General features: G+C 70.8%; 1 protein-coding gene. It reads right to left on the bottom strand.

The window, feature by feature from the left end; translation table 11 throughout:
* A partial coding sequence (locus SB773_RS34670; protein WP_410595091.1) for a hypothetical protein occupies window positions 1-236 on the bottom strand: 236 nt, incomplete at both ends.

Here is a 236-nt window from a genome sequence, read left to right as displayed (position 1 = left end):
CCATCCGGTTGAGCGTGGCGACCACGGTGGAGGAGTTCGCGGCCTGCACGACGGTGGCCAGGCTGGTGGCCAGAGCGAACCCGGCGAGCAGCCAGACCACCAGGGCCCAGGTCAGCAGACCGAGCACGGCGCCGCCGAGCAGCGTCATCAGCAGCGGATTCCGCAGGGCGTGGAACAGCCGGTGCACGATGGGGAACAGGTACACACCGACCAGCCCCAGCGCGGTCGCCACGACC

This window comes from Bacillus sp. SIMBA_074 (genome assembly GCF_046534555.1).
GTDB classification, from domain to species: Bacteria; Bacillota; Bacilli; order Bacillales; family Bacillaceae_G; genus Bacillus_A; species Bacillus_A mycoides.
This window is presented reverse-complemented; position numbering and strand designations above follow the sequence as displayed.